Source organism: Sphingomonas trueperi (assembly GCF_040545965.1).
Lineage (GTDB): Bacteria > Pseudomonadota > Alphaproteobacteria > Sphingomonadales > Sphingomonadaceae > Sphingomonas > Sphingomonas trueperi_C.
The window spans coordinates 356,279-381,554 of record NZ_JBEPMV010000002.1; the positions used below are offsets into that span (position 1 = coordinate 356,279).

Consider the following 25,276-nt stretch of genomic DNA (forward strand, 5'->3'; position numbering starts at 1 on the left):
CGATCAGGAGGCGGCCGTCAGCCCCTCTCGCAGCTTGCGGGCGATCCGCTCGGCATCGGCAGGCGCCGCATGGATCGCTGCCGCCCGCCAGGCATAGCGGGCCTCGAACTGCCGGCCGAGCCGCCAATAGGCATCGCCGAGATGCTCGTTGGCAGTGCTGCCCGCCGGATCGCTGCGCGTCGCCGTTTCGAGCAATGCCGCGCCGCGCGCAACCTCGCCCTGCCGGACATAGGCCCAGCCGAGCGCATCGGCGACTTCGGCATCCTCGGGCGCGATCTTGCGCGCGCGTTCGAGCAGCCGCAGCGCCTCGGCACCGTCGCCGCCATGATTGATCAGCGCGACGCCCAGCGTCCGCAGCATCTCGGCACGGTTCGGTGCGAGCTCGGCCGCCTTGCGGAGTTCCGGCAGCGCCTGGTCCCAGCGCCCCGCCTTTTCGAGCGCCAGCCCATAATCGAGATGGAGGTCCGCACTGCCTTCCCCCCCGCGCCGCAAAGCCTCGGCATAGAGCCGCGCCGCCGCGTCGTGGCGACCAGTATCGGTGAGCAGTTGGGCATAGCGCTCAACCTCCAGCGGGGTCGCGCCGCGGTCCTCGGCGAGCGCCCTGGCATCGGCGAGCGCGGCATCGGCACGGCCGGCATCGCGCAGCACCGCGACCCGAACGCCGGCGGCGCGGCGCGCGAACGGGCTGTCCTTGGGGATCGCTGCCAGCGTCTGCAGCGCGAGATCCGGGGCACCCGCACCGTTGATCGCATCGGCGAGCACGATGCGCGCGCGGATTTCACCGGGATCGAGGATCAGCGCGCAGCGGGCGAGCACGATGGTCAGCGTCGCCATCCGGTCGCCGCCCAGGTCGCTCGCCATCGCGCGGAACATGCTCGAGAGGCCGTAGGTAATCGTCACCGGCTGCGGCGCGCGGAGCGACTGCAGCACGGCCTCCAGTTCCGGACCGCCGCCGCCGAGCAGGAATCGCCCGCCGTCGCGGCCGCGCACCGTGGCGAGATCGATACGGGTATCTGCGTCGCCGCCAGCCAGCGTCGCCATCGACTCCATTGCGGCGGAATCATCCTTGCCCTGTGCGAGCAGCATCAGCGCGCGCTGCGGGGCGGCATAGCGGCGGCCAAGCGCGCCCAGGTCGAGGCTGTCGATCACCGCGACGCCGTCTAGCCCGCGCGCCTGGGCAAGCCAGGCGGTGAAGATCGGCATCAGGAAGTCGAACGGGGTGCCCTTGAGCCGCTTGACCGCATCGGCGGCGCCCGGCTGGTTGCCCGCGGCGAGCGCCACCGCCATGTCGACCAGCGCCGTGTCTGGCGGCGCTACGCCCGCCTTTTCCATCACCGCCGCGGCGCGGGTGGCGAGCGCCATGTCGCCCACCATCAGCGCCTGGCGATAGGCGCGCAGCGCGATCACCGGATCGTCGGGCGTCGCCGCCAGCGCACGGCCATAGCCCTGCGCGGCAACCCCCGCCGCGCCCGCCGCATCGGCGGCACGGGCGCGGACATAGTCGGTCAGGTCCGCGGTCTGCGCCGCCGCCGGGGCCGCCAGCAGCAGCGCGAGACCAAGGCTACATGTTCGGATAATTGGGGCCACCACCGCCTTCTGGCACCACCCAGTTAATGTTTTGGGTGGGATCCTTGATGTCGCAGGTCTTGCAGTGCACGCAATTCTGCGCGTTGATCTGGAACCGCAGATCATCGCCTTCCCCTACGACCTCATACACACCGGCCGGACAATAACGCTGCGCAGGCTCGGCGTACATCGGGAGATTGTAGCCGATCGGAATATCCTTGTCCTTCAGCGTCAGATGGACCGGCTGGTCCTCCTCATGGTTGGTGTTCGAGACGAACACCGAGGAGAGCCGGTCGAAGGTCAGCACGCCGTCGGGCTTGGGGTAGTCGATCTTCGGCGCCTGGTCGGCACGGAGCAGGCCCTCGTTATCGGGCTTGTGCTTCATCGTCAGCGGCCAGCGGAGACCCAGATGCTCGCTCCACATCGCGGCACCGGCGAGCAAGGTGCCCCAAGTGTCGCCGAACTTCTTGACGAGCGGCGCCACGTTTCGCACGCCGCGCAGCTCCTTGTAGACCCAGCTCGCTTCATAGGCTTCCGGATAGGCGGTCAGTTCGTCGCTGGTGCGGCCCGCCTGGATCGCGGCGAAGGCCGCTTCGGCCGCCATCATCCCGCTCTTCATCGCGGTATGCGTACCCTTGATCCGCGGCACGTTGAGGAAGCCGGCGGAGTCGCCGATCAGCGCGAGACCGGGTGCCACCAGCTTGGGCACCGACTGCCAGCCGCCATCGGAGATGGCGCGGGCGCCATAGGAGACGCGCTTGGCGCCCTTGAGCAGTTCGGCGATCTCCGGATGCGTCTTCCAACGCTGCATCTCCTGGAAGGGCGAGAGCCATGGATTCTTGTACCCCAGCCACACGACGAAGCCGATCGCGACCTGGCCGTCGGCCTGGTGGTAGATGAACCCGCCGCCATTGCTGCCGTCGGTCAGCGGCCAGCCCTGGGTGTGGATCACCCGACCCGGCACGTGCTTGGCGGGATCGATGTCCCACAGCTCCTTGATGCCGATGCCGTAGACCTGCGGCTGGCTCTCGGCATCGAGATCGAACTGGCGGATCATCTGCTTGGAGAGGTGCCCGCGGCAACCTTCGGAGAGGAAGGTGTATTTTGCGTGGATCTCGAGCCCGGGCTGATAGTCCGGCTTGTGCTCGCCGTCCTTGGCGACGCCCATGTCGCCGGTGGCGACGCCCTTCACGCTGCCGTCGTCGTTGTAGAGCACCTCGGCGGCGGCGAAGCCGGGGAAGATCTCCACGCCTAGCTCGCCGGCCTTCTCCGCCATCCAGCGGCACAGATTGCCGAGGCTGCCGGTATAGGTGCCCTTGTTGTGCAGATAGGGCGGCGTCAGGAACTCCGGATAGGCCGACTTGCCCTTCTCGCTCAGCACCCAGTGATGGTTCTCGGTCACCGGCGTGCGCGCCAGCGGGCAGCCATCGTCGCGCCAGTTCGGCAGCAGCTCGTCGAGCGACTTGGGATCGACCACTGCGCCAGAGAGGATGTGCGCGCCGACCTCGGAGCCCTTCTCGAGCACGCACACCGAAAGCTCGGCCCCGGCCTCGTTCGCCAGCTGCTTGAGCCGGATCGCCGCGGAAAGACCGGCAGGCCCCGCGCCGACGATCACGACGTCATAGGGCATCGACTCCCGTTCGCTCATCCTTGTTCCCCTAAGTCCTTCGTACTAACACGGCCCTCGCGGCCACCTGTCGTCGCGCCCGCGCAACGTTCCGTCTATCCGGCGATGAAGCCAGATTGACCTCGCCGTCAACTGGGATTCAAAGAATGGGTATGGGGGCAGAACCAGACAATAGCTGGCACAAGTCGCTCGCAAGCGCGCTCGAATGGTGGGATTCTGCCGGGGTCGACGTGCTCGTGGAAGACGAAGTGCGCGATTGGTTCGCCAAGCCCGCGCCGCTCCGAAGCGAACCACAGCCCGAGCCTGCCGTAGCGGCGCCGGCGCCCGCGCTCCCGCAGACCGTGCCCGACTTCCTCGCCTGGCGCGTCGGCGAAACGGCCCCCGAGGCCGGATGGCACAGCCCGCTGATCGCCCCCGCGATCGTCGAAAATCCGGCCTGGACGATTTTCGTCGACATGCCCGAGCCCGAGGACAGCGACACGCTGTGGAGCGGCCCCGCCGGCGCGCTGCTCGACCGGATGCTGGCCGCTGTGGGCCTGTCGCGCGACTCGGTGCAGCTGGTGCCGCTCTGCTTCGCCCGCCCCGCCATCGGCCAGGTGCCCGCCGATGCGGCGCCGAAGCTGGTCGAGCTTGCCACTCATTTCCTGTCGTTCGTGCGGCCGACGAAGCTCCTCCTGCTCGGCCATGCGGCGACTCGTGCGGTTCTCGGGGCGGATGCCTGGCCGCCGGAACTTCGTTCGCACGACGTTAACCGCTACGAGGCCAATACCCAGGTGGTGGCGACCTACCATCCGCGCTCGCTGATCGAGCGGCCGGCCGCCAAGAGCGAAACCTGGAAACATCTGTTGCTGCTGAGCCGGGGACCGAGCCTTTGACCTTGCGCATCCTGCTTGCCGCCACGCTGATGGCGGCGCCGATCGCCACGCCGGCCCTGGCCGCGTTGCCCGACGACACCAGCCCCGCGGTCATCGACGAGGACGCCCCTACTCCCGCCGCCAAGCACAAGGGCGACGGCATCCCGCCCCAGCTCGATGCCGACCAGCGCGCCGATTACCGCTTCGTCTTCGACGCCATCCGCAACGGCCGCTGGGCGGACGCGCAAATCAAGCTCGATTCGATGAAGCCAGGGCCGCTCCACGCGATCGCCCGCGCCCAGCTCTACACCGCTAAGGGCAGCCCCCGCGTCGAGGCCGACCAGCTGGTCGCGCTGATCACCGAAGCGCCGGAGCTGCCCCAGGCCGAACAGCTCGTCCGCCTTGCAAAGACGCGCGGCGTCAGCGACCTGCCGATGCTGCCGGTCGCCCAGCGGCTGATCTGGTTCGACGGCGCGCCGATCCGCAAGCGCGCCCGCTCGGTCCGCAGCGACAATGCGGCAACCGAAGTCGCGATCCTGATGGCGCCCTATGTGAAGACCGACAACGGCCCTGCCGCCGAAGCCGTGGTCGCGCGCTTCGCCAACGATCTGACGCCCGAGGCGCTGACCGAGTGGCAGCAGAAGGTCGCCTGGATCTATTATGTCGCCGGTGACGACGCCAATGCCCGCCGCATGGCCGCCAAGGCCGAGCAGGGCCTGGGCGAATGGGCCGCGCAGGCCGACTGGGCCGATGGCCTCGCCGCTTGGCGCCAGCAGGATTGCGCCGGCGCCACCGCCGCGTTCGAGCGCGTCGCCACCCGCGCCGGCGATACCGAATTGCGCGCCGCGGGCCTGTTCTGGGGCTCGCGCGCCGAAATGGCGTGCGGCCGCCCCGATCGCGTCGCCGCCAAGCTGCGCGCCGCCAGCCAATATGGCGAGACCTTCTATGGTCTGCTCGCCCGCTCCAGCCTCGGCCTCGAGGAACAGCGGCTCGAAGGCGACCGGATGGTCAGCAAGGACTGGGCCGCGCTCGAGCGCCGCCCCAACGTCCGCGTCGCCGCCGCGCTGGCCGAAATCGGCGAGACGTCGCTGGCCGACCAGGTTCTGCGCCATCAGGCCAAGTTCTGCACGCCCGACGATCACGGCGCCCTCACCCGCCTCGCCGCCGAGCTGAGCCTGCCCCAAACCGAGATCTGGCTCGCGCACAATGGCCCAGCCGGCGCCAAGCCGATCGTCGAAGCGCGCTATCCGGTGCCGAACTGGTCCCCCGATGGCGGCTGGCGCGTCGACCGCTCGCTGGTCTTCGCGCACACGCTGCAGGAGTCGAACTTCCGCACCGAGGTGCGCAGCGCCGCGGGTGCGATGGGCCTCATGCAGGTGAAGACGGGTGCGGCGATCGACGTGGGCCGTAGGCGCGGCGTGACCTATGCGGCGAGCGACCTCACCAAGCCGTCGGTCAACATGGAGATCGGCCAGTCCTATCTCGAGCAGTTGCGCGACATGCCGCAGACCCAGGGTCTGCTCCCCAAGGTGATCGCGGCCTATAATGCCGGCCCCAGCCCGGTGGACGCCTGGAACCAGGCCTCGCGCGACGGCGGCGATCCGCTGCTCTATATCGAGAGCATCCCGTACTGGGAGACGCGCGGCTATGTCATCACGGTCCTGCGCAACTATTGGATGTACGAGCTGCACGACGGCAAGCCCTCGCCGAGCCGCGTTGCGCTGGCGGGCGGGATGTGGCCGCGCTTCCCCGGCATGGCCGGCGCCAAAGCGGTCAAGCTCAAGACCCACCGCGCGCCCGCGCTGACCTTCCCGGCGCCACAGCCGGTGGAGCCCGCGCCGATCCAGCAGCAGTTCCAGCTGCCCGCCACGGGTGCCGCGGTGACGATCAGCGCCGCCAAGCTGCCGAGCGAGGTCGCGCGTGGCAATTGACGAGAGCATCGCCTTCCGCCCCGTCCGCATCGCCGTCCTCACCGTTTCCGACACCCGCACGCTAGCCGAGGATCGCTCGGGCGACCGGCTGGTCGAGCGACTGACCGAGGCAGGGCATCTGCTCAGCGACCGCGCGATCCTGCGCGACGATGTCGATGCGATCGCGGCGCAGTTCGAGGCGTGGATCGCTGCACCCGGCGTCGAGGTGATCCTCGCCACCGGCGGCACCGGGGTGACCGGCCGCGACGTGACGCCCGAAGCGCTGGCGCGGGTCTGGGACAAAGAAATTCCCGGCTTCGGCGAGCTGTTCCGCTGGCTGAGCTATGCCAAGATCGGCACTTCGACGATCCAGTCCCGCGCCACCGCCGGGGTCGCCCGCGGCACCTATATTTTCGCGCTGCCGGGCTCGACCGGCGCGGTCACCGACGCCTGGGACGGCATTCTCGCCACCCAGCTCGACATCCGCCACAAGCCCTGCAACTTCGTCGAGCTGATGGGGCGGCTGCAGGAGCGGTAAGGGGGTTTCTACTTTCGTCGTGCCCCTTTCCTTGCCGTGCCCCTGCGAAAGCAGGGGCCCAGGGCCACGAGCGACGTCCTCTCCTACCCTGGGCCCCTGCTTTCGCAGGGGCACTAAGCAGCTCACCCCTCCATCACCCACGCCGCCAGCTCATGCCCCTGCGGATCGCGGAAGTGGAACCGCCGCCCACCGGGAAAGCTGAAGATCGGCACCGTCACCACACCGCCCGCGGTTTCCACCGCCGCTAGCGTCGCCTCGAGATCGTCGACCGCGATCACCGGCAGCAGCTGCGTGCGCCCCTGCGCATCGCCGTCGATCCCGACATCGGTATCCCCGATCATCGTCGCCGCGTAACTCGACCCGAAATCGGTAAACTGCCAGTCGAACACCGCGCCATAAAAACCCTTGAGCGCGCCCACGTCCTCCGCAGGCAGTTCGAGATAGTTCAGTCGCGCCATCATCCATTCCCCTCAATGTTCTTGCTTCGTTCTAGCGCTCGGCCTAGCATCGCGCAATGGCAAAGAGTCGCCCCGTCCGCGGCGCCACGTTCAACGACGCGAGCGCGCGCTTCAACCTCCCTGCCCGCGAGGCGGACGGCGACTGGCTCGACGCGCAGGAGGTCATCGACGGCGCGCCGCCGCCGCTCCGCACCACGGTGACAGTGGAGACCCCCCGCACGATCATCAGCCGCAACCAGTCGCCCGACATCAGCTTCGAGCAATCGGTAAACCCCTATCGCGGCTGCGAGCATGGCTGCATCTACTGTTTCGCACGCCCGAGCCATGCCTATCTGGACCTCTCCCCAGGCCTCGACTTCGAGAGCCGGCTGTTCGTCAAGCCGACCGCGCCCGACCTGCTCCGCGCCGAGCTCGGCAAGCGCGGCTATGTCTGCAAGCCGATCGCGTTCGGCACCAACACCGATCCCTATCAGCCAATCGAATCGACCTGGCGGATCACCCGTGGCTGCCTGGAACTGCTCGCCGAATGCCGCCATCCGGTGACGATCACCACCAAGTCCAACCGCGTGGTGAAGGACCTCGACCTGCTCGCCCCCATGGCGGCGCAGGGGCTGGCGGCGGTGATGCTGTCGATCACCTCGCTGGACCCGAAGATCGCGATGACGGTGGAGCCGCGCGCGCCGCATCCCGAGCGGCGGCTGGCGGCGATCCGCACGCTTACCGATGCCGGGGTCCCCGTCTTCGTCTCGATGTCGCCGGTGATCCCGCACGTCACCGATCACGAGATGGAGCATATCCTCGAACGCGCGGCGGAGGCGGGCGCGCGCGGCGCCTTCTTCCTGCCGGTGCGACTGCCCTGGGAAGTCGCGCCGCTGTTCCGCGCCTGGCTCGACACCCACTTCCCCGGTCGCGCCGCCAAGGTGATGTCGACGATCCAGTCGATCCGCGGCGGCAAGGACAATGATCCCGGCTTCTTCACCCGCATGCGCGGCCAGGGGCCTTGGGCCGAGCTGCTCCGCACCCGCTTCACCCGCGCGGTGAAGCGCTACGGGCTGGACGGCGAGCGGATGCGGCTCCGCACCGACCTGTTCCGCCCGCCCGCCGGGCCGCAGGGGGAGCTGTTCTAGCGACGGAGCGGCAGAGACATCTCAGCTCTTGGAGCCGAACAAGCGCAGGACTGCCTTTCGCCAGCGGTTCAGTAGTGTTTCGCGGCGACAATGGCCGCATGCAGCGCGCAGTGCGGCAACACGATCAGCCGGATCGCCCGGACCGGGATTGGCCGAAAAATAGCGCGGATATTTGTCGGAGACGTGGTGGAAGGCTGCCGCATCCACTGGCGTCTGGCCGGCCTTGACCGTAACGTTGGGCCAGATCTCGGAATAGGTGGCGTTGAGTTCCAGCCAAGGCGCGGCCCGCGGTTCCGTATCGAACACTATCGCGTCGACCGGACAAGCCTCGATACAACAGCCGCAATCCACGCACTCATGCGGATTGATTACCAGCATGGCTTCGCCTTCGTAAAAGGCGTCGACAGGGCAGACTTCCACGCAATCCATGTGCTTGCACTTGATGCACGCGTCCGTGATCACTCCCGTCATGTCGCCCCCGTTCGTGCCCTAGAACAGGGAGGGTGCACCAAGCCAAGCAGGTTCAGCAAGCACCCCCGGCCTATCGCAGCACCCCCAGCGGCACCGCCTGCGCCATAGCGGCATAGCCCGCGACCGACGGATGCAGCCCGTCGCCGCTGTCATAGTCCTTGCGCAGCCGCTTGGGGTCCGCCGGATCGCGCATCGCAGCGTCGAAATCGATCACTGCGTCGAAATTGCCGGGTGTGCGGATCCAGTGGTTGACCGCCTGGCGGTCGGCCTCGTTCTGCGCATCGGGATGATAATAGCCCGAGCCCGCATAAGGCATGATCGTCGCGCCGATTGCCTTGATGCCGCGCGCATGGGCGCGGGTGACGATCTGGCGATAGGCGTCGATCATCCGCACGACCAGCGCGCTATGCGCCGCCGCCGGAACGGGCGCCTCGCGGGTCAGCGTGCCGAGATCGTTGACGCCTTCCAGCACGATCAGATGGGTGACGCCCGGCTGGCCGATCACGTCATGGTCGAACCGCGCCAGCGCGTTCGGGCCCAGCCCGTCGTTGAGCAGCCGGTTGCCGCCGATGCCCGCATTGAGCACCGCGACCTCGCCCATCCCCGGCGCGGCCCGCAGCCGGCGCTGGAGCGCGTCGGTCCAGCGGGCATTGGTATTGGGCTTCACGCCGTACCCGTCGGTGATCGAGTCCCCGAACGCCACGATCGCCCGCGCCTTGGGCGCCACCGCCTCGATGCCGGCGATCTGGAACCAGTGGTCGACCGTCTTGGCACCCGTCAGGTCGGGGTCGGCGCCGTGGTTGCCGTGGACGATATAAGAGGTCGCACGCGAGCCGGGGTGCCCAGTCTGCTGCGCTGGCGGGTTGGCGACGTACAGCGAGATGGCGAGATCGGTGCCGCCCGCGTCCTTCACGTCGACTGGGTCGCTCCAGTAATCGGCACCCGCGGGAATCGTCACCGCTGTCGCGCCGCCGAAGCGCAGGGGGCGCAGTGTGGCGGGGTCGATCCGCGGACTCGCCGTATCCGTCGCCCGCGCGATGGTCGCGCCGTCGATGGTCAGCGGGGCGGTGCCGAAGCGGTTGGTGAAGCGCACCCGCAGCCGTGTCGCCGGGCCCTGGAGCCGGACGATCTGGCGCAGCGTCGCGTCGGTGAGGTCGGCGGCGGGCAAGGCATTCTGCGAGTCGAGCGAAAGCTGCGAGGTCCACCAGGCGGTCGTCCAGCGATCGCCCGGTGCGGCCTGCGCGGTTGCCGCCGCAAGCAGCCCCACCGCGACCCAGCGCAGCATCTTCGCCATACACCCTCTCCGTTAACGCGTTGATAGCGGTACCATAGTCCGGAACGGAGACAGGGCAAGCCGTTCCGGCGTACCGCTGTGCTATTGCGGCAATGCAGCGGCAGACCTAAGCAGTTGCCTTCTTCGACCAAGGAACCTCGATGCGCGCGCTTCTCTTCGCTTCCTCCGCACTGCTGCTGCCCGTCGCCGCCCTCGCCCAGACCCCCGCCCAGCCCACCGGCAAGCTGCCCGATGCTGCAACGCCGGTCGCCTATCGGCTCGATTTCACCATCCTGCCAGAGAAGGACCGCTTCAACGGCCATACCGAGATCGACATCGACCTGAAGAGCCCCGCGCGGACGATCTGGATGCACGGCCGCGACCTGCACGTCGCGAAGGCGATCGCGCGCAGCGGTGGCAAGTCGGTCACCGCCACCTTCACCCAGAAGAGCGCCACCGGCCTTGCCGAGCTCGACTTCGGCAAGACGCTGCCTGCCGGTCGCGTGACGCTGGTGTTCGACTATGACGCCGCCTTCGGCACCGGCACCCAGGGGCTCTACCATGTGAAGGTCGACGACGCCTGGTACAGCTGGACCCAGTTCGAATCGATCGAGGCGCGCGCCGCCTTCCCGTCGTTCGACCAGCCCGGCTACAAGTCGCCCTTCACCGTCTCGATCACCACCAAGCCCGGCTTCACCGCGGTCAGCAACGCGCCCGAGGCGAGCAGCCGCAAGGCAGGCGCGCTGGTCCGCCACCAGTTCGCGCCGACGAAGCCGCTGCCAACCTATCTGGTCGCGCTGGTCACCGGCCCGTTCGCCACCGCCGCGACGATGATACCCCCGACCCCGCAGCGCAGCACCCCGATGCCGCTGGGCGTCGTCGGCACCAAGCCCAATGCCGGCCAGCTCGCCTTTGCGCGCGACGAATCGGGCAAGATCGTCTCGCTGCTCGAGAATTATTTCGGCCAGCCCTTCCCCTTCCCCAAGCTCGACCAGATCGGCTCACCGATCATGCCGGGCGCGATGGAGAATGCCGGCGCCGACATCTATGGCGATGGCATCATCTTCCTCGACGAGAAGGCCTCGAGCGAGCGCAAGCAGGCGTTCGGCATGGTCGTCGCGCATGAACTCGCGCACCAGTGGTTCGGCGACCTCGTCACGCCGGCATGGTGGGACGATATCTGGCTGAATGAGAGCTTCGCCAACTGGATGGGCTATCGCATCGGCAATGAATGGCGCCCGGGCCTGCAGATCGAGCTCAACGCGATCGAGGAAGGCTTCGACGCGATGGATCTCGATGCGCTCGCCGCCGGCCGCCCGATCCACCAGCCGATCCCGAACGACGGCGACATCGACGCGGCGTTCGACCAGATCACCTATGGCAAGGGCGGCCAGGTCGTCGCCATGATCGCCGCCTATATGGGCGATGAGGCGTTCCGCGAGGGCGTGCGGCTGCACATGAAGCGTCACGCCTATGGCAATGCCAGCACCGACCAGTTCTTCGCCTCGCTCGCCGACGCCGCGCATGATCCGCGCGTGCTCGCCTCGCTGAAGAGCTTCGTCGACCAGCAGGGCGTGCCTTTGGTCACCCTGCACCGCGAGGGCGGTACGCTGACCGCCACCCAGTCGCGCTACGGCTTCTTCGGCGCCAACCTGCCCGCAGAGCAGTGGATCGTCCCGCTCTGCCTCCGTCAGGGCGAGACCAAGAATTGCACGCTGCTCGACAAGCCGAGCATGACCGTCTCCGCAAAGGGCAGCGGCGCGCTGGTGCCCAATGCCGGCGGCTGGGGCTATTATCGCTTCGAGCTGGATCCGGCCGATTGGGATGCGCTGATCGCCGCCACCCCCAGCCTGCCCGCCGCCGAGGTGCTCGCCATCGACGACAGCGCCTGGGCCAGCTTCTATGCCGGCCGCAGCCCGGTGACCCGCACCATCGCGCTCACCCGCGCCACCGCGACGCACCCCTCGAACAAGATCGTCTTCGAGAACGCACATGCCCTGCGCGACCTGGAGAAGCGGGGCCTCGTCAACACCGCGGCGCTGCCCGCCTATCGGAAGCTGTTCGTCGAGCTGTACGGCCCGATGCTGACCAAGATCGGCTTCGATCCGGCGACTGGTGCCTATGCCAAGGAAGAGGCCGACCAGCGCGAGCTGCGCAAGGACCTCGTGAGCCTGGTGGCTGTCACCGGACACGACGCGGCGATCCGCACCAAGCTGATGACCGCGTTCGATGCGTTCGTGGCGGGTGACGACAAGGCACTCGATCCGGCGTGGCGCGGCGTCGCGGCGGGGATCGCGCTCAACGAACGTGGCGTGCCCTTTGCCCAGCAGCTTCTGACACAGAGCGTCGGCAAGCCGGCGCTGTTCGAGGCGCTGGGACAGGGGGTGACGGCATCGAACAATCCGGACATCGCCCGCTGGTTCCTCAACGACTTCCAGGATCCACGCGTCGATGCCCGCAAGCGGCTGTTCACCGTCGCGGCGTTCCTCAAGTCGCCCTACACCCGCGACCTCGCCAGCGACTTCATGATCGCGCATTTCGACGAGTTCGTGAAGAATGGCGGCGGCGGCGGGGTGTTCTCGGGCCGGGCGGCGCAGATGTTCGGGGCGCTGTGCTCGAACGCGCAGGCCGATGCGGTCGACGCCAAGCTGCGGCCGACCACCAAGGGCAGCACGCTCAATCTCGATCGCGCGATCGAGACGATCCGCACCTGCGCCCGCTTCCGCGACGCCAAGGCAGGCGAAGTGAGCGCGGCGATCGTCGCAGGGAAGTAAGTGCGATGGGGGCGGGGCCGGCCGGCTCCGCCTCCGCACCGTCATTCCGGCGGAAGCCGGAAGCCATTAAGGTCTACGTATCGGCGCCTGCTGTGATCGAGAGGCGAATGGATCCCGGCTTTCGCCGGGATGACATCCGAGAGCGTGGCGGCACCATACCGCTGCCCCCTCACGCCGCCTTGAGCGAATAATCCTTGTAGCGCTGGCGAATCTCCATCTTGAGCAGCTTGCCGGTCGCCGTATGCGGCAGGCTGTCGACGAAGTGGATCTCGTCGGGCAGCCACCATTTGGCGACATGCGCCCCCAGATGCGCGAGGATCTCCGCCTCGCTCACGCTGCTCTCCGGCTTGCGCACGACGAGAAGGATCGGCCGTTCCTCCCAGCGCGGATGGTGCACCCCGATCGCCGCCGCCTCGGCAACGCCCGCGCAGCCCACCGCGCAATTCTCCAGCTCGACCGAGCTGATCCACTCGCCGCCGGACTTGATCACGTCCTTGGCCCGATCGGTGATCTGCATCACCCCGTCCGGGTGGAGCACCGCGACGTCGCCGGTGTCGAACCAGTTGTCGGCGTCGACCGCGGGTTTTTCCTCGCGATAATATTGCCCGATCACCCAGGGCCCGCGCACCTGCAGCCGGCCCGAGCTCTTGCCGTCGCGGGGCAGCACCCTGCCCTCGTCGTCGACGGTGCGCAGCTCGACGCCGTAGGGCACCTTGCCCTGCTTGCTGACCTGGTCGACCTGCGCCTCGAAGCTGAGCGCGTCCCAGTCGGGCGAGGGCGCGCCCATGGTTCCGATCGGGCTGGTCTCGGTCATGCCCCAGGCATGGTTCACCCGCATGCCCATCTTCATCAGCCGCTCGATCATCGCGCGCGGCGCCGCCGAGCCGCCGATGGTGACGATCTTGAGATGCTTGGGCGTCTCGCCGGTCGCGTCGATATGCTGGAACATCGCGAACCACACCGTCGGCACGCCGGCCGAGTGCGTCACCTTCTCGCGGTTCATCAGCTCGCAGAGGATCTTGGGGTCGTTGACCGCCGAGAACACCATCTTCGCGCCCACCGCCGGCGCCGCCCAGGGCAAGCCCCAGCCGACCGCGTGGAACATCGGCACGATCGGCATCGCGACGGACTGGGTGGAAAGGTCGAACTCGGCGGGCTGCAGCTCGGTGAGCGCGTGGATCACGGTGGAGCGGTGGGTATAGACCACGCCCTTGGGATTGCCCGTGGTGCCACTGGTGTAGCAGAGCATCATCGGCTCGCGCTCGTCGCCCTGCACCCAGGCATAGTCGCCGTCTTCGGCGCCGATCCACGCCTCGAAGCCGTCGGGGCCGAGGTCGTCGAAGCAGATATAGTGCTCGATCGTCGTCCAGTGCGGCTTCAGCCGCTCGACCACGGGCGCGAACATCCGGTCGTAGAGCAGCACCCGGTCGTCGGCATGGTTGCCGATAAAGGCGAGCTGGTCGTCGAACAGCCGCGGGTTGATCGTGTGGATCAGCGCCCCCATGCCCGTCGCGCCATACCAGGCGACAAGGTGGCGACTGTGGTTCATCGCCAGCGTCGCGACCCGGTCGCCCTTCCGGATGCCGAGCCGCTCCAGCGCCTGCGCCATTCGCCGCGCATCGTGCGCGATCCCGGCCCAGGTCGTGCGCGTTTCGCTGCCGTCTGCCCAGCGCGTGACGATCTCGCGGGGGCCGTGTTCCCGTGCCGCGTGGTCGATCAGCGTGGATACCCGAAGCTCGAAATCCTGCATGCCGCCCAGCATATGCCTCTCCATTGCGTGGCTGTTTTGGGGGCAGGATACGCCTTCAAGCGCGGGAGTCGAGAGGGGCCGACGTTACATCCTGTTGCTGGGCGCGTGGGGCATACCGGCTCGTCGATAGGCCGGGGCGCCCCCTCCACCACGCCGCTGGCGCGGCGCGGTCCCCCTCCCCCGCTTCGCGGTGGAGGAGACGCTTGGCTGCATGGGTGACAGTGTTTCCTCCACCGGAGCTTGCTCCGGGGGAGGGGGACCATTCGCGTCAGCGAATGGTGGAGGGGGCAATCCCTTACCCCGCGCGACGCACATCCGGCGGCAGCGCCAGCATCGCCGCCATGCCCTCGGCCTGCGGCACCTTGCGGATCGCCGCCCGCGCCGCGGCTTCCAAAGCCGTCCGCGCATCCTGATTGCCCACCAGCGCCACGCAGCGTTCGACCAGTCCTTCGTACGGACACGCCGCGATGCCGGGCAGATACACCGGGTCCACCGCGGTATCGGCCGCGACTTCGCTCACCACCGCCTTGCCGTTGGCCATCAGGTAGAAGACGCGAACGATCTCGAAGATATGCGTGGGATAATAATGGACGTTGAGCACCAGCTTCGACCGCGCGACCACCGCATCGCGATCGGGCCCGTAGATCCCGAACAGATGCTCCACCCGCAGCCCGGCAGCTTCAAGCCCGTCGAGCACCGCCCGCCGACGCGGGTTGATCGAGCCGTAGAAGAGCACGTCGATATCCTGCTCGGCCGCTGGCGCGATCCGGTCCAGGGCGGCGTGATAGCCGATCGGCAGCAGCCTAGTATGCGCCCCCGCCACCTGCGCCAGCCGCGCCACATTGCGGGGGCTGTAATCCCAGATCTCGAAGCGGCGCGCGGCGTGGAGCATCACGCCGGTCCAGCCGCTGTCCTCGGCCTGCAACTGCTCGCTGTTGAGCAGGATGGTGCCTTCGGGCAGTCGGTCGATGACGCCATGGTCGAGCAAATGCGCGCCGACCAGGATGTTGCGTCCCCGCTCGCGGATTTCGTTGAGCGCGATCGTCACCGGATGGCCGAGGTCGCTCAGGCCATGGAACACCAGTTCGGCAAGTTCGAGCAGCGCGCCGCTATGGGCATAGCCCTCGGGCTGCACCAGGCAGAGATGATAGGCCAAGCGTGTCCCCCCGAGGCGCGCCGCCCCGCAGACGGCGCGCCCGTTCCGATCCTCCTGTATTATAGAGGCTTTGGCCGGGAACGTTGAGAAACGGGCGCGATCAGGCTCAGGCCGCCGCCTGCAGCTTCATGCTCGCCGGGATCAGCGAGGCGGCCTGGACGCCCGGCATCGTCTCGATCTGCGCCGCCAGCTCGGTATCGAGCCGGAAGCCGCGGCCGAGCATCACCGTCGCCTCGCCGCCATCGATCGGGGCGTGGAGCAGGATCTCGCCCCTGCCCCCGCCGCGCAGTTCGCCGACCAGTGCGGCCAGCTGCGCCGGCACCGTCGGATCCTCGATGCGGATCTCCAGGATCAGCTGGGTGGTGCCCGCCAGCGTGTCGAAGGGCTGCACGCGCTTCACCGCCGCACGCGGGGTATCCTCGCCCGGCCGCTTGTCGAGCTCCAGCGTCAGGATCGCGCAGCCGGTGCCGTTTGCGCAGGCCTCCATGTCCTTGGCGATCAACTCCTCGAAGCACGAGGTCTGGATCTGCGCGCTGCGATCCGAGATCGTCGCCATCAGATAGCGGTTGCCGCGCGCCGAGGTGCGGTAGCGGCAATCCTCGATCAGCGCGGCGATCTGGGCGTTGACCCGCGCGCCCTCGGGGATCTGCATGTCGGGGAGCGAGGCGATGTCGCGCACGCCCTGGCCGCGGAACAGATGCTCGTAGCGGTCGAGCGGATGTGCCGAGAAATAATAGCCAAAGGCATCCTTCTCGGCGTTGATCTTGTCGGACATCGACCAGACCGCATCCTTAGGCACGGTAATCCCGCCGCCCGCCGGCTCGGCATCGCCGAACAGCCCGCCCTGCCCGCTCATCCGGGTGGCATGGTCGCGCTGGGCGACCGCGAGGATCGTCTCCGCCGCGGCATGGACGCCCGCGCGATTGGGCTCGATGCTGTCGAACGCACCCGCCGAGGCGAGCGTTTCCAGCTGGCGCTTGTTGAGCACGCGCGGATCGACCCGCTTGGCGAAATCGTCGAGGCTGGCGAAGCGGCCGTTCTTCTCGCGCTCCTCGACCAGCAGCTCCATCGCCCGCTCGCCCACGCCCTTGAGCGCGCCGAGCGCATAGCGCACCGCCAGCCCCTCGCCGCTCGCCTGGACGGTAAAGTCGGCCTCGCTGGCGTTGATGTCGGGCGAGGTCGCCTCGATACCCAGCCGCCGCATGTCGTCGGCGAACACCGCCAGCTTGTCGGTCTGGTGGATGTCGTAGGCCATGGAGGCGGCGAAGAATTCGTGCGGATGGTGCGCCTTCAGCCACGCCGTCTGATAGGCGAGCAGCGCGTAGGCGGCGGCGTGCGACTTGTTGAAACCGTAGCCGGCGAACTTGTCGATCAAGTCGAACAGCTCGTTCGCCTTGGCCGCCGGAATGTCGTTCACTTCCTTGCAGCCCTTGACGAAGATGCTGCGCTGGGCGTCCATCTCCGCCTTGACCTTCTTGCCCATCGCGCGCCGCAGCATGTCTGCGCCGCCGAGCGTATAGCCGGCGAGGATCTGCGCGGCCTGCATCACCTGCTCCTGATAGACGAAGATCCCGTAGGTCTCCTTCAGGATCGGCTCGAGCAGATCGTGCGGGTAGATGATGGGCTCACGGCCCGCCTTGCGCGCACCGAAGGTCGGGATGTTGTCCATCGGACCCGGGCGATAGAGCGAGACGAGCGCGACGATGTCGCCGAAATTGGTCGGCCGCACCGCGGTCAGCGTGCGGCGCATGCCTTCGGATTCCAGCTGGAACACGCCCACCGTGTCGCCGCGCTGGAGCAAGGCATAGACGCCCTCGTCGTCCCAATCGAGCCGATCGAGATTGACGTCGATGCCGCGCTTGGCGAGCAGCACCACCGCCTTCTTGAGCACCGACAGCGTCTTGAGGCCGAGAAAGTCGAACTTCACCAGCCCGGCGCCTTCGACATTCTTCATATCGAACTGGGTGACCGGCATGTCCGAGCGCGGGTCGCGGTAGAGCGGCACCAGCTGCGCAAGCGGCCGGTCGCCGATCACCACGCCGGCGGCGTGGGTCGAGCTGTGGCGCGGCAGGCCTTCCATCCGCATCGACAGGTCGACGAGGCGCTTCACATCCTCGTTGCCGTTATACTCGGCGAGGAACTCGCTGACCCCGTTCAGCGTGCGCTCGAGCGTCCAGGGATCGGTTGGGTGGTTCGGGATCTGCTTGGCGAGACGATCGACCTGGCCATAGCTCATCTGCAGCACGCGGCCGACGTCCTTGATCACCGCGCGCGCCTTCATCGTCCCGAAGGTGATGATCTGCGCCACGTGATCTCGGCCGTACTTCTCCTGCACATAGCGGATCACTTCGCCGCGCCGGGTTTCGCAGAAGTCGATGTCGAAGTCGGGCATCGAGACGCGTTCCGGGTTGAGGAAGCGTTCGAACAGCAGACCCAGCTTGAGCGGATCGAGATCGGTGATGGTCAGCGCCCAGGCGACCGCCGAGCCCGCACCCGAACCACGCCCCGGCCCCACCGGAATGTCGTTCGATTTCGCCCACTGGATGAAGTCCGCGACGATCAGGAAGTAACCCGGGAACCCCATCTGGATGATGATGTCGAGCTCGAACTGGAGGCGCTGGTTATATACCTCCACTTCGGCGGGATCGGTGATCCCGGCGAAATCGAGCCGGTCCTTCAGGCCCTGCCAGCTGCGTTCGCGCAGCATCGCAGCCTCGCCCTCGCGGTCGCCGGCGAGGCTGGGGAGGATAGGCTTGCGCTTGGGCGCGGCATAGGCACAGCGCTGGGCGACGACGAGCGTGTTCTCGATCGCCTCCGGCAGGTCGGCGAAGTTGGTCTTCATCGTCTCGGCCGGCTTGAGCCAGACCTCGGGCGAGGAGCGCGGGCGATCGTCGGTCTCGAGATAGGTCGAGTTGGCGATGCAGAGCATCGCATCGTGCGCGTCGTAGAAATCGGCCTCGGCGAAGCAAGCCGGGTTGGTGCCGACCAGCGGCAGGTTGCGCGCATAGGCGAGGTCGACCAGCTTGGCCTCGGCGCGAGTCTCGATGTCGTTGTTGCGGCGGGCGATCTCGACATAGAGCCGCTCGGGGAACAGCGCCTCGAGCTGGGTCGCATAGGCCTCGGCCGTCTTGTCCTGCCCCTCGGCATAGAGCCGGGCGAGCGCGCCCTCGGCGCCGGCAGTCAGGCAGAGCAGCCCGTCGGTGTGACCGGTGAGCGCTGCGAAAGGGACATGCGCATCCTCCTCGATCGGGCGGTCCAAATGCGCCTGCGAGACGAGGTGGCAGAGATTTTCATAGCCGGTCTGGTCCTGCGCATAGAGCGCGAGCCAGTCGATCGGCACGTTGAGCCCCTCGGCAAGGTTCGAGCGCTTCACCGCCAGCAGCGTGCCGACGATCGGCTGGACGCCGGCCTTCTTGGCAGCGTCCGAAAAGCTCATCGCGGCATAGAGGCCGTTGCGATCGGCGACGGCGATGGCGGGGAAGCCGTGGTTCTTGGCGTGCTTGGCGATCGCCTTGGGGTCGATCGCCCCTTCGAGCATGGTGTAGCAGGAAAAAACCCGAAGCGGGACGAAACCGGAATGCGCCATGCCCGAACCTAGGAGCTCGCGCGCCGAATTGCCAACCCGCAGCCGCGCTTCTCCACAGCTTTTGCGCCCGGCCGAGTGATACCGCCGGAACGGATCGATCTACACCTGCAAGGCAATGAAGATATGGTAAACGAAGCACGCGACCGGAGCATCCACACACCTCCCGCTCCGGTCGTGCTTTTTCATGCTTTTCGAATGCTTAGAGCAGCGCCTCGATATCCGCGCCGATCGCACTCGGCGCGGTCGTGGGAGCATAGCGCTCGACCACCTCGCCCGCGCGGTTGACCAGGAACTTGGTGAAGTTCCACTTGATCGCCTGGGTGCCCATCAGCCCCGGCGCCTGCGCCTTGAGCGCCTGGAACAAGGGCGCCGCATTGCTGCCGTTGACGTCGACCTTGGCGAAGATCGGGAAGGTCACGTCATAGGTGAGCGAGCAGAAGCTGGCGATTTCCTCGGCATTGCCGGGTTCCTGCGCGCCGAACTGGTTGCACGGGAAGGCCAGCACCGAAAAGCCGCGATCGCGATAGGCGCGCCACAGCTGCTCCAGCTCCTTGTACTGCGGCGTGAAACCGCACTTGGACGCGGTGTTGACGATCAGCAGCACCTGGCCGGTGAACTTGGACAGGTCGCTGGTGGTGCCGTCGGGCAGCGTCACCGGGATCTGCGTGATCGCCTCGCTCATGCCATTTCCTCCAGGCGCCCTTCGTGGAGCCGCACCACGCGGTCCATGCGTGCCGCCAGCCGTTCATTGTGGGTCGCCACCAACGCGGCCGAACCTTCGTTGCGCACCAGGTTGAGGAACTCGCCGAACACGCGGTCCGAGGTCGCCTCGTCGAGATTGCCGGTGGGTTCGTCCGCCAGCACCAGCGGCGGCCGGTTGGCAAGCGCGCGGGCGACCGCCACACGCTGCTGCTCGCCGCCCGAAAGCTGGTTGGGCCGGTGGGTCAGCCGGTGGCCGAGGCCAAGCTGGCTGAGCAGCTCGGTCGCGCGTGCCTGCGCCGCCCCGCGGGTCGCGCCGCGGATCAGCTGCGGCAGCACGACATTCTCGGTCGCGTCGAAATCGGGCAGCAGATGGTGGAACTGGTAGATGAAGGCGAGTTTGTCGCGCCGCATCTCGGTCCGGCCGCCGGCGGGCAGCTGGGCCGCCTCTTCGCCGCCGATGCGGATCGATCCCTCGAACCCGCCTTCGAGCAGCCCCACCGCCTGGAGCAGGGTCGACTTGCCCGAGCCCGAGGGCCCGAGCAGCGCCACGATCTCGCCGGGCTGCACCGCAAGGTCGACCCCGCGCAGCACGTCGATCCGAACCCCGCCCTGCTCGAAGCTGCGCCGCAGGTCGCGGGTCTGGAGAACCGGTTCATTCATAGCGCAGTACCTGGACGGGATCGGTGCTCGCCGCCTTCCACGCAGGGTAGAGGGTGGCGAGGAAGGTGAAGAGCAGCGCCATCGCGCAGATCGCGATGGTCTGCAGCGGATCGGTCTTGGCGGGCAGCTCGGTGAGGAAGCGCATCTGCGGGTCCCATACCTTCTGGCCGGTCACCAGCCCGATGAAGGTCGCCACGCCCTCGCGATAGTTCACGATCAGAAAGCCCAGGATCATCCCGGCCAGCACGCCCAGTGCGCCGATCGTGGTGCCGACCGTCACGAAGATGCGCATCAGCCCGCTCTTGCTCGCGCCCATCGTCCGCAGCACCGCGATGTCGCGCCGCTTGGCCTGGACCAGCATGATCAGCGACGAGATGATGTTGAACGCCGCGACCACCAGGATGATCGAGACCACGGTAAACGTCACGGTCCGGTCGAGCGAGATCGCCTCGAACAGCTCGCGGTTCATCTGCCGCCAGTCGGTGATCTGGCCGATATTGGCCACCTTGTCGGCGAGCGGTCGGATCACCTCGTCGATCTTCTCGGGCTTGTTGGTGTCGATGCGGACCATCTGCACCGAATCGCCGAGCAGCAGCAGCGTCTGCGCATCCTGCATCGGCATGATGATATAGGCCTTGTCATAATCGTACACGCCCACCTCGAAGATCGCGGCGATGCGGTACTGGACGATGCGCGGCATGGTGCCGAAGGGGGTGGCCGACCCTTGCGGATTGATGATCGAGATCTGGCTGCCGATCGACGCGCCCAGCGCCTCGGCCAGCCGCGATCCGATCGCGATCTGCTCGCTGCCGGGCTTGAGGTTCTTGAACGAACCCAGGATCTCCTTGCCCTTCAGCGTCGGGTTGTTGAGGATGTCTTCCAGCCGCAGCCCGCGGACCAGCGCGAACTCGACCCGGCCGTTATAGCTGGCGAACAGCGGCTGCTCGATCAGCGGGGTGGCGGCGGTGACGCCGGGGATCGCCTTGGCCTCGTCGGCGATGCGGCGCCAGTCGCGCAGCTGGCCGTTATAGCCCTGCACCACGGCATGGCCGTTCAGCCCGGAGATCTTGTCGAACAGCTCGGCGCGGAAGCCGTTCATCACGCTCATCACCACGATCAGCGCGGCAACGCCGAGCATCACGGCGACCAGGCTGAAGCCGGCGACGACGGCAATAAAAGCTTCGCTGCGCCCGGGCAGCAGATAGCGGCGGGCGATCATTCGCTCGTAGCGCGAGAGTAGCATGGGGATCCTCTAGGGCCGGTTGCCCGGCGTGGGAAGCGTTCTGTTGCCGATTCGACACAGGCTTGCCGCAATCTGCTGACGCCAAGCTGTCGACCGGTGACAAAGGCGCTTCGGCCTTCTACCAAGAAACCGTCGAAGCGCAGGCGCAAAAAGGCCACGGTTCGGGGAAGGTTCCCAGCTCCACAGGCGAGCAATCGCAAGTGTTTGAAGCGGGAACCTACTAAGGGGGCTGACGAGCAGTCGTCACGCAGGCGCCCGGGTCGGAAACGGCCCGGGCGTTTGCTTTTCCGCATCCATTCTGGCGGCAACTATGCGCGTCGCAGCCGTGACCTTACTTGCCGCGTGCGCCCCCTGTACCAGAACGGGCCGCCCTTCCGATATGCTATCGGGCGGAGCAGGTCGCCCTGCCCCGCCCGCTAACCTCCCCCGGCCAAGGCGGGAGGCCAGTGCATGTCACGATCAGAAGGAACCGCTGATCGTGAAACCCCAGGTGCGCGGGTCGCCCGGCTGGCCGACGATCAGCCCGGTATTGCCCGACTGCACCGAGAGCAGCTCGAAATAGCGCTTGTCGAAGGCGTTCCGCACCCAGGCGAAGGCGTTCACCTTGCCCTTGCGATAGCCGAGCCGGAAGCTCGACAGCGAGTACCCGTCAATCCAGGTATAGGCCGAGGGCGACGGGTTGGACGAGAAGCGCGAGCGCCAGCTGCCGTCATAGCCAAGATAGACCTGGCCTTCCTGCACCGGCACGTTCACTTCGCCGCCGAAGCCTAGCGCCCATTTCGAGATGCCGGGCAGCACCTGGCCGGAAATGTCGCAATTAGCCGGGCTCACCCCGCCCGGGGTGCCGGGTGCGCTCGGTGTCGCACCCGTGGTGCCGCCCGACAGTTCGGGCGGGCACGGTGCGTCGCGGAAGCGGACATATTTGGCGTCGGTATAGGCGCCGTTGACGTAGAGCTTGAAGCGATCGGTCGGCTGGAAGTTCGAATCGAACTCGACGCCGCGCACGCGCACCTTGTCGGCATTGGCGAGATAGCCGCGGATCACGCCGAGCTGGCCGTTGGTTACCGTCGCCTGATAATCCTTCACCTCGGTCCAGAAGCCGGCGAGGTTAAAGGTGGCGCGGCGATCGAGGAACTGGGTCTTCAGCCCCAGCTCGAAGTGATTGACCTTCTCCGGCTTGACCGAGGCAGCGGCGAGGATCGGGTTGTTGTTGGCATCCAGCGGCAGGCCGGACAGGTTAACGCCACCCGACTTGAAGCTGCGCGCATAGGTCGCATAGCCATGCACGTCGCGCGCAAAGTCGTAAGAGAGCGTCGCGTCGCCCGAGACGTTCCAGTCGCTGAACCGCGCCGAATAATTCTGCGGCGCCAGCACCCCGCGCTGATCGGCGGTGAGCGTCGTGCTCCCCGCGCCGTTGGTGACCACCGCCAAATACGAGCCGGTCTTCTTGTCGTAGTTCACCCGCAGGCCGGGCTGGAAGCGCAGCTTCGGCACCACTTCCCAGTTGAGCTTGCCGAACACCGCGAAGCTGGTGTTGTCGAAGCCGATCGTGTTCTTCGAGGTGAGCCCATTGAGCGTCGCGGGATTGTTCGCCGCCGCGCTGGTCGGGTTGAGCAGCCAGCGGCTCGCCGCCGGGCCCTGCACCTGCGAGCCCTGGGTGTCGATCGTCTGGTGGAAGACGAACACGCCCGCGGTGTAGTCGAGCTTGTTCTTGCCGTTGGAGGCGATCCGCAGCTCCTGCGTCACCTGCTTCTGCTGCGACGGGTTCTGCGAGACGGTGGTGATCGGCAAGCCGACGAAGTCGCGGTCGTTGGCCGGCTGCCAGTCCCAATAGCGCCAGGCGCTCACCGAGGTTATCGTCGCCGCACCCAGGTCCCAGTTCGCCACCAGCGAGGCGCCGCCGATTTCCTGGCGCGAATTGATATCGGCATCGAGATCGGTCCTGCGGTCGAACGGATCGGTGCTCGGCGGCGCATAGCCGAACGCCGCCGCCAGTGCCGCATATTGCCGGTTGAGCGGCCGCTGGGTCGCGCCGGTGCGGACATAATATTGCACGCAGCACAGTGGGTTCTGCAGGTTGAAGTCGCCCGACAGGGTCAGGTCGAGATTGGGCGCCGCACGCCACAGCAGCTGGCCGCGCACCCCGTAATTGTCGAGCCGGTGGAGGTTGCTGTCCGACTTGGTGTCGTAGATCGTGCCCTGGCGCTTGGTCACCGAGGTCGACAGCCGCACCGCCAGCTTGTCATCGGCGATCGGCGCCGAGGCCGAGCCCTTGATCTGGAGGAAGTCATAGCCCCCCGCGCTCACCTCATAGCGCACCTCGGGGGTGAAGCTCGGCTTGCGCGTGGTGATGTTGATCGCGCCCGCCGTGGTGTTCTTGCCGTAGAGCGTGCCCTGCGGCCCGCGCAGCACCTCGACGCGCTCGACGTCGACGAAGTCGAAGGTCGAGGCGCCAACCCGGCCGATATAGACGCCGTCGACATAGAAGCCGACGCCCTGCTCGATCCCGTCATTGGTGAGCCCGAACGGTGCGCCGAGCCCGCGGATGTTGATCGCGGTGTTGCGCGGGTTGCTCGAATAGAATTGCAGCGCCGGCTGCGATTGCTGGATGCGGCTGACGTTGAACGCCCCAGCCTCGGCCAGCGCAGCGCCGCTCAGCACCGATATCGCGACCGGCACTTCCTGGATGCGCTCCTCGCGCCGCCGGGCGGTCACGACGATGTCGCCGTCCTGACGCTGCGGTTCGTCTGCGGCAGCAGGCACCGGCACGTCGGGATCGTGCGCGGCAGGCATCGCAGCGGATAGCAGCAGCAGCGGAATCAGCGGCAGGCTCATCATGTTCCCCTAGTTCGTTGCGTCCAATCTCCACTGCAACGATGGGGTTTAGCGAGGAAGGAGATGTTTAGCGCCGCCTAGCCGCGATTGGGGCACCTCTTGAATCCGTGAACCGCAACACCAGATCAGCGTGGCGAGGCGCCGAACGGGCTTCGCACCGGTGTCGCGGCAGTTGGCCGGGCATCGAAACTATCGACGTTCAAATTGCTCACAGGAGAATCTGAAGATGCGTCAACTCGACTTTACTCCGTTCCGTCGCTCGGCAATCGGGTTCGACCGGCTGTTCGACATGCTCGAAGCCAGCGCCCGCCAGGCGAATTCGGAAAACTATCCCCCCTTCAACCTCGAGCGTCTTGCCGAAGACCGTTACCGCATCACCATCGCGGTGGCTGGCTTCAAGCCCGAGGAGATCGACATCACCGCGCAGCAGAACCTGCTGCTGGTCGCCGGCAAGAAGGCCGGGGAGAATGAGAACAACCAGGGCAATTATCTGCACCTGGGCATCGCCAACCGCAGCTTCGAGCGCCGCTTCGAACTCGCCGATTTCGTGCGGGTGGAAAGCGCCAACCTGGCCGACGGCCTGCTGACGATCGAGCTGCTGCGCGAAGTGCCCGAGGCGATGAAGCCCAAGAAGATCCAGGTGGGTACCGGCAGCGAGCCGGCCGCGATCGACCATCGCACGGCCAACGCAGCGTAACCCAATCTGAGAGCTCGCGGCGTCCCCCTCCCTTAGGCGCCGCGACGGG

Annotated in this window: 17 protein-coding genes and 1 pseudogene; 6 read left to right on the plus strand and 12 right to left on the minus strand. The window is 67.3% G+C overall.

Annotated elements, in window-relative coordinates:
- Nucleotides 1-3: 3 nt before the first annotated feature.
- Nucleotides 4-1,587: a tetratricopeptide repeat protein gene (locus ABIC35_RS05530; RefSeq protein ID WP_354278337.1), complete on the minus strand. Its 1,584-nt coding sequence runs from the start codon at nucleotides 1,585-1,587 to the stop codon at nucleotides 4-6.
- Complete coding sequence (locus ABIC35_RS05535) at nucleotides 1,562-3,214, minus strand: electron transfer flavoprotein-ubiquinone oxidoreductase (RefSeq protein ID WP_121077382.1); 1,653 nt, start codon at nucleotides 3,212-3,214, stop codon at nucleotides 1,562-1,564. The genes ABIC35_RS05530 and ABIC35_RS05535 overlap by 26 nt, the downstream gene beginning before the upstream one ends.
- A gap of 131 nt (nucleotides 3,215-3,345) precedes the next feature.
- Between ABIC35_RS05535 and ABIC35_RS05540 the strand changes: the two genes are divergently transcribed.
- From ABIC35_RS05540 to moaB, 3 genes are read left to right on the plus strand one after another with little or no spacing between them, the layout of a single operon-like run.
- Nucleotides 3,346-4,068 carry a uracil-DNA glycosylase family protein gene (locus ABIC35_RS05540; protein WP_121077383.1) on the plus strand — a complete coding sequence of 241 codons (723 nt, stop codon included), beginning with the start codon at nucleotides 3,346-3,348 and terminating at the stop codon, nucleotides 4,066-4,068.
- Nucleotides 4,065-5,978, plus strand: a complete 1,914-nt coding sequence (locus ABIC35_RS05545) for a transglycosylase SLT domain-containing protein (RefSeq protein ID WP_121077385.1) — start codon at nucleotides 4,065-4,067, stop codon at nucleotides 5,976-5,978. Before ABIC35_RS05540 ends, ABIC35_RS05545 begins: the two co-directional genes overlap by 4 nt.
- Nucleotides 5,968-6,495, plus strand: coding sequence for a molybdenum cofactor biosynthesis protein B (moaB, locus tag ABIC35_RS05550; protein WP_084583426.1), 528 nt, complete (start codon nucleotides 5,968-5,970; stop codon nucleotides 6,493-6,495). Before ABIC35_RS05545 ends, moaB begins: the two co-directional genes overlap by 11 nt.
- 122 nt (nucleotides 6,496-6,617) lie before the next feature.
- Here the strand turns inward: moaB and ABIC35_RS05555 are convergent, their stop codons facing one another.
- Nucleotides 6,618-6,953: a VOC family protein gene (locus ABIC35_RS05555; protein WP_121079414.1), complete on the minus strand. Its 336-nt coding sequence runs from the start codon at nucleotides 6,951-6,953 to the stop codon at nucleotides 6,618-6,620.
- Between the two features lie 56 nt (nucleotides 6,954-7,009).
- On the opposite strand from ABIC35_RS05555, the gene ABIC35_RS05560 reads away from it, so the two are divergent.
- Complete coding sequence (locus tag ABIC35_RS05560) at nucleotides 7,010-8,080, plus strand: PA0069 family radical SAM protein (RefSeq protein WP_121077387.1); 1,071 nt, start codon at nucleotides 7,010-7,012, stop codon at nucleotides 8,078-8,080.
- Between the two features lie 132 nt (nucleotides 8,081-8,212).
- On the opposite strand, the pseudogene ABIC35_RS05565 reads toward ABIC35_RS05560, so the two are convergent.
- Both ABIC35_RS05565 and ABIC35_RS05570 read right to left on the minus strand, forming a co-directional pair.
- Nucleotides 8,213-8,551, minus strand: a pseudogene (locus ABIC35_RS05565) (DUF3470 domain-containing protein); the annotation flags it as partial.
- 70 nt (nucleotides 8,552-8,621) lie between these two features.
- Nucleotides 8,622-9,845 (minus strand): SGNH/GDSL hydrolase family protein, encoded by a 1,224-nt coding sequence (locus ABIC35_RS05570; protein WP_121077391.1) that lies wholly within the window; start codon nucleotides 9,843-9,845, stop codon nucleotides 8,622-8,624.
- Nucleotides 9,846-9,985: 140 nt separating this feature from the next.
- Here ABIC35_RS05570 and ABIC35_RS05575 point away from each other — a divergent pair, with 140 nt between their 5' ends.
- Complete coding sequence (locus ABIC35_RS05575) at nucleotides 9,986-12,598, plus strand: M1 family metallopeptidase (protein ID WP_121077393.1); 2,613 nt, start codon at nucleotides 9,986-9,988, stop codon at nucleotides 12,596-12,598.
- A 169-nt stretch (nucleotides 12,599-12,767) separates the two neighbouring features.
- On the opposite strand, the gene ABIC35_RS05580 is transcribed toward ABIC35_RS05575, so the two are convergent.
- The 7 genes from ABIC35_RS05580 to ABIC35_RS05610 form a co-directional block, all read right to left on the minus strand.
- Nucleotides 12,768-14,360 (minus strand): long-chain fatty acid--CoA ligase, encoded by a 1,593-nt coding sequence (locus ABIC35_RS05580; RefSeq protein ID WP_183049495.1) that lies wholly within the window; start codon nucleotides 14,358-14,360, stop codon nucleotides 12,768-12,770.
- 283 nt (nucleotides 14,361-14,643) lie between these two features.
- Nucleotides 14,644-15,504 (minus strand): hypothetical protein, encoded by an 861-nt coding sequence (locus ABIC35_RS05585; RefSeq protein ID WP_121077397.1) that lies wholly within the window; start codon nucleotides 15,502-15,504, stop codon nucleotides 14,644-14,646.
- Nucleotides 15,505-15,610: 106 nt separating this feature from the next.
- The gene (dnaE, locus tag ABIC35_RS05590; protein ID WP_121077399.1) at nucleotides 15,611-19,090 is read right to left on the minus strand and encodes a DNA polymerase III subunit alpha; all 3,480 of its coding nucleotides are present in this window, start codon (nucleotides 19,088-19,090) and stop codon (nucleotides 15,611-15,613) included.
- A gap of 199 nt (nucleotides 19,091-19,289) precedes the next feature.
- On the minus strand, nucleotides 19,290-19,772 hold the full coding sequence (locus tag ABIC35_RS05595) for a glutathione peroxidase (RefSeq protein ID WP_121077401.1): 483 nt from the start codon (nucleotides 19,770-19,772) through the stop codon (nucleotides 19,290-19,292).
- The gene (locus ABIC35_RS05600) at nucleotides 19,769-20,452 is read right to left on the minus strand and encodes an ABC transporter ATP-binding protein (RefSeq protein WP_121077403.1); all 684 of its coding nucleotides are present in this window, start codon (nucleotides 20,450-20,452) and stop codon (nucleotides 19,769-19,771) included. The genes ABIC35_RS05595 and ABIC35_RS05600 overlap by 4 nt, the downstream gene beginning before the upstream one ends.
- Nucleotides 20,445-21,695, minus strand: a complete 1,251-nt coding sequence (locus ABIC35_RS05605) for a lipoprotein-releasing ABC transporter permease subunit (RefSeq protein WP_121077405.1) — start codon at nucleotides 21,693-21,695, stop codon at nucleotides 20,445-20,447. The genes ABIC35_RS05600 and ABIC35_RS05605 overlap by 8 nt, the downstream gene beginning before the upstream one ends.
- A gap of 459 nt (nucleotides 21,696-22,154) precedes the next feature.
- On the minus strand, nucleotides 22,155-24,530 hold the full coding sequence (locus ABIC35_RS05610; protein ID WP_121079416.1) for a TonB-dependent receptor: 2,376 nt from the start codon (nucleotides 24,528-24,530) through the stop codon (nucleotides 22,155-22,157).
- A gap of 226 nt (nucleotides 24,531-24,756) precedes the next feature.
- Between ABIC35_RS05610 and ABIC35_RS05615 the strand changes: the two genes are divergently transcribed.
- The gene (locus ABIC35_RS05615) at nucleotides 24,757-25,227 is read left to right on the plus strand and encodes an Hsp20 family protein (protein WP_183049392.1); all 471 of its coding nucleotides are present in this window, start codon (nucleotides 24,757-24,759) and stop codon (nucleotides 25,225-25,227) included.
- Nucleotides 25,228-25,276: the final 49 nt, after the last annotated feature.

What these genes read in the sequence shown, in the direction of transcription:
- ABIC35_RS05595 (WP_121077401.1), bottom strand. Translation starts at nt 19,772, where the DNA reads ATGAGCGAGGCGATCACGCAGATCCCGGTGACGCTGCCCGACGGCACC.
- ABIC35_RS05605 (WP_121077405.1), bottom strand. Translation starts at nt 21,695, where the DNA reads ATGCTACTCTCGCGCTACGAGCGAATGATCGCCCGCCGCTATCTGCTG.
- ABIC35_RS05570 (WP_121077391.1), bottom strand. Translation starts at nt 9,845, where the DNA reads ATGGCGAAGATGCTGCGCTGGGTCGCGGTGGGGCTGCTTGCGGCGGCA.
- ABIC35_RS05580 (WP_183049495.1), bottom strand. Translation starts at nt 14,360, where the DNA reads ATGCTGGGCGGCATGCAGGATTTCGAGCTTCGGGTATCCACGCTGATC.
- ABIC35_RS05600 (WP_121077403.1), bottom strand. Translation starts at nt 20,452, where the DNA reads ATGAATGAACCGGTTCTCCAGACCCGCGACCTGCGGCGCAGCTTCGAG.
- ABIC35_RS05555 (WP_121079414.1), bottom strand. Translation starts at nt 6,953, where the DNA reads ATGGCGCGACTGAACTATCTCGAACTGCCTGCGGAGGACGTGGGCGCG.
- ABIC35_RS05575 (WP_121077393.1), top strand. Translation starts at nt 9,986, where the DNA reads ATGCGCGCGCTTCTCTTCGCTTCCTCCGCACTGCTGCTGCCCGTCGCC.
- ABIC35_RS05535 (WP_121077382.1), bottom strand. Translation starts at nt 3,214, where the DNA reads ATGAGCGAACGGGAGTCGATGCCCTATGACGTCGTGATCGTCGGCGCG.
- dnaE (WP_121077399.1), bottom strand. Translation starts at nt 19,090, where the DNA reads ATGGCGCATTCCGGTTTCGTCCCGCTTCGGGTTTTTTCCTGCTACACC.
- ABIC35_RS05560 (WP_121077387.1), top strand. Translation starts at nt 7,010, where the DNA reads ATGGCAAAGAGTCGCCCCGTCCGCGGCGCCACGTTCAACGACGCGAGC.
- ABIC35_RS05610 (WP_121079416.1), bottom strand. Translation starts at nt 24,530, where the DNA reads ATGAGCCTGCCGCTGATTCCGCTGCTGCTGCTATCCGCTGCGATGCCT.
- ABIC35_RS05615 (WP_183049392.1), top strand. Translation starts at nt 24,757, where the DNA reads ATGCGTCAACTCGACTTTACTCCGTTCCGTCGCTCGGCAATCGGGTTC.
- ABIC35_RS05540 (WP_121077383.1), top strand. Translation starts at nt 3,346, where the DNA reads ATGGGGGCAGAACCAGACAATAGCTGGCACAAGTCGCTCGCAAGCGCG.